The organism is Streptomyces lushanensis (genome assembly GCF_001700515.1).
In the GTDB taxonomy this organism is placed as follows: Bacteria; Actinomycetota; Actinomycetes; order Streptomycetales; family Streptomycetaceae; genus Streptomyces; species Streptomyces lushanensis.
Genome location: NZ_MAUD01000443.1, coordinates 1 through 2,483, shown reverse-complemented (window position 1 = coordinate 2,483; position 2,483 = coordinate 1). Strand labels below are relative to the sequence as shown.

Here is a 2,483-nt window from a genome sequence, read left to right as displayed (position 1 = left end):
CCCCCGCCCCCGGCCTCCTCTGCGCCCGGACCTACGGCGTGTGCGCCGTAACAGACCGGGTGGCGCCCGCCGAGGAGCGGACGGTGGCAGGGCCATACCGGCGTGACGGTCGTGGTGTACGGGGATGCGACCCCGCCCCGGTGGCCGGATGATGGAAAAAGGGCGGTGACAGTGATGAGCAAGAACAGCGGCAAGGGTGAGCAGCCGCCGGTCCTTGGTGGAGATCACATCAACCGCCAATTCCTGCGTTGCGATTTTACGGACTTTCCCCTTTGAGGAAATCTCTAATCTTGTTGATTGCGGAAAAAATGTACAAACAGTCCTGATCCCCCGCACAGAGGCTGCTCCACTGAATGCCTGGCCCCGTTATCAAAAGCTGATTATTGTACCCCGGTGGCCGCTCGGCCCGAAAGTTGCATTCTCCGAAAATTTCGTACGGAACAAATATGTTCCCACTGCCGTCCCGGCAATGCATTCCGCGAGTCGTGAAAGCGATGCTGTTTGGATGGAGCATTGCCCCGATGACTCCACTCCCGTACGCCCAGGCCGCAATGAGTTCCTCATTTAGATTGTCAAGGCCGAAGGATGAACGGGCGTTGCGCACCTCTCTCCGGGTTTCATTTTGGGGAACTCTGGCATCGACCATGTAGGGATGGTATTTTTTGAACAGAATCTCGTGAACTACAACCCCCATCCGAGCTGGAATTTTACCCGCTGGCCATTCTGTTCGCACACGTGACGAGTTCACTGCGACGGAAGGAACGGGGGAGATTCGATCCTTCGAGAGATTGCGCGCTACAAACACGGAACCTGCGGCACCCCGACTGCCAAGCTCAGGGAGCGGCCGAGATTGAGTCGAAAGTCGGTTGTGCGCGAACGAGTAGATGGTTTCCATGCTGAGTATGCCGGGGGCGCCTGGTATCCCCTCCGTGAGGGCCTCCAATAATACGCCGGTAAACGCTGTGTATGTCTCGTTCGGCGGGGCAAGCGCCTTTCCTGTACTGGCCGAGGCGGCAAGGACGCACCTTCCAGGCACAGCGGCGCTGTCCGCAAGAGCGTCACCCGCAGCCATACCCCCTTGGAGGGCACGACCACTCCAACAGCAATCCAGGATAACTGCAATGCGATTCGCGGATATCTCGGGACCCGTTAACCAACGCCGCATGTACTCATATCGGAATGCTGTATCAAGCCGAAAGGGAATGGTCCTGGGGAGTGTGAGGTAGAGCTCATCCGTGTATTCGTCGGCCAGGCCGTGGCCGGCGTAATAAATCAAGAGCGTATCGGTGGATATTCTTCCCGCGTCGATCACTGCATCGAGAATATCTTTCGCCGTGCCGGGCTGTTCTACGGTGAAAATGTTACCCTTCGGCATGCCCCATACGTTGACGTCGGAAAGTGCGTCGGCGAGCGCCACGAGATTGTTCTGCACACTCGGCAGATTTTCCAGGTTACTGTACTCGTGCGCTCCTATCAGAACGGCGTGTGAAGATGTCGGGTTGGGCAGTTCGTAAGTCATGACCCATCACCGGCGTCACTTTCAGTGGAACCTTCGCTTTTTGTGCCGCCTGCGAGCAGGAGCGCAAGGCGTGAAATCGTTTCATCATCCGCACCGGTCAGAGTGATCTCCGAGGAGTTGCTCGTAACTCGGATCTCAGGCCCCCGTGAACGCGTGGCGCGCCAGCTAAGGACTGCCCCGAGAATGAGATTCAGACCGGACAGTGAGTTGGAAAGTATTACGTTGATGGTTTCCAGGTCGGGGCCCATGGCCCCCTGGGCTTCCTCATCCCTCCACGCAATCTCTCCTGCGCCCCTCAATTCAGGATTCGCAGATAACCAACGATAGAGGGCCATTATCTCTCGAGTGTCCTGCTTCCCCGCTATTGACAATTTCACCTGCACGGCTTCTCCAGTGTGATGAATCGATCGGATTTTCTCTGTATTAGAGCAACTGGGGGCGCTGGAGGCGACACCAGAGTCATGCCTTCCTGGATAATGCTAGCGCTGGCCACCGGAACCGTCAGGAAAACGGAACTTGACGACGGGCCCTCTTGTGAGCTGCTCCACGACGGCCTGGTACCGCTAAACCGTTGTCCGGTTCGCGGGCCCGTTGGCGGATCAGACACTTGGCATCTGACCGGTACGACGATTCCCTTCCCCCGGGCGACACCTACGCCGTATCGCGTCCGCCGGGACTGCGGCTGCCGGTATCAACGCCTCGTGCTGAAGAAGCTCCGCCGCGGCGTGGCCGCCGGGGCGTATCCCGATCCTGGCTTCCCGGTCATTGGCGGTTCGCGGCCGGGCGCAGCAGTCTTTGCGGTACCGGCTGGTGGCGATGAGGATGATGTCGGGTCGAGCCTTGGCAGGGCTTGTGCCCAAGCGGCGGGCGTTGGCGGTCATGGCGCCGTCCAGGCCGCCGTCGGCGGTGACAGAGCGGAAGATGGCCAGACACTCGTGGTTGAACAGCACGACGGCCCGCGTGC

At 59.3% G+C, this 2,483-nt stretch carries 3 protein-coding genes; 1 reads left to right on the top strand and 2 read right to left on the bottom strand.

The annotated features are described in order from the left end of the window. Window positions 1-256: 256 nt before the first annotated feature. Together BFF77_RS33800 and BFF77_RS38290 are read right to left on the bottom strand one after the other, a co-directional pair. Window positions 257-1,519, bottom strand: coding sequence for a caspase family protein (locus BFF77_RS33800; protein ID WP_079125587.1), 1,263 nt, complete (start codon window positions 1,517-1,519; stop codon window positions 257-259). Continuing rightward, entirely contained in the window at window positions 1,516-1,896 is a 381-nt protein-coding gene (locus tag BFF77_RS38290; RefSeq protein WP_425424439.1) for an effector-associated constant component EACC1, read from the bottom strand. The genes BFF77_RS33800 and BFF77_RS38290 overlap by 4 nt, the downstream gene beginning before the upstream one ends. A gap of 324 nt (window positions 1,897-2,220) precedes the next feature. On the opposite strand from BFF77_RS38290, the gene BFF77_RS36340 reads away from it, so the two are divergent. Further along, the coding region (locus tag BFF77_RS36340) for a hypothetical protein (protein WP_211280338.1) at window positions 2,221-2,483 on the top strand (263 nt) is incomplete at its 3' end.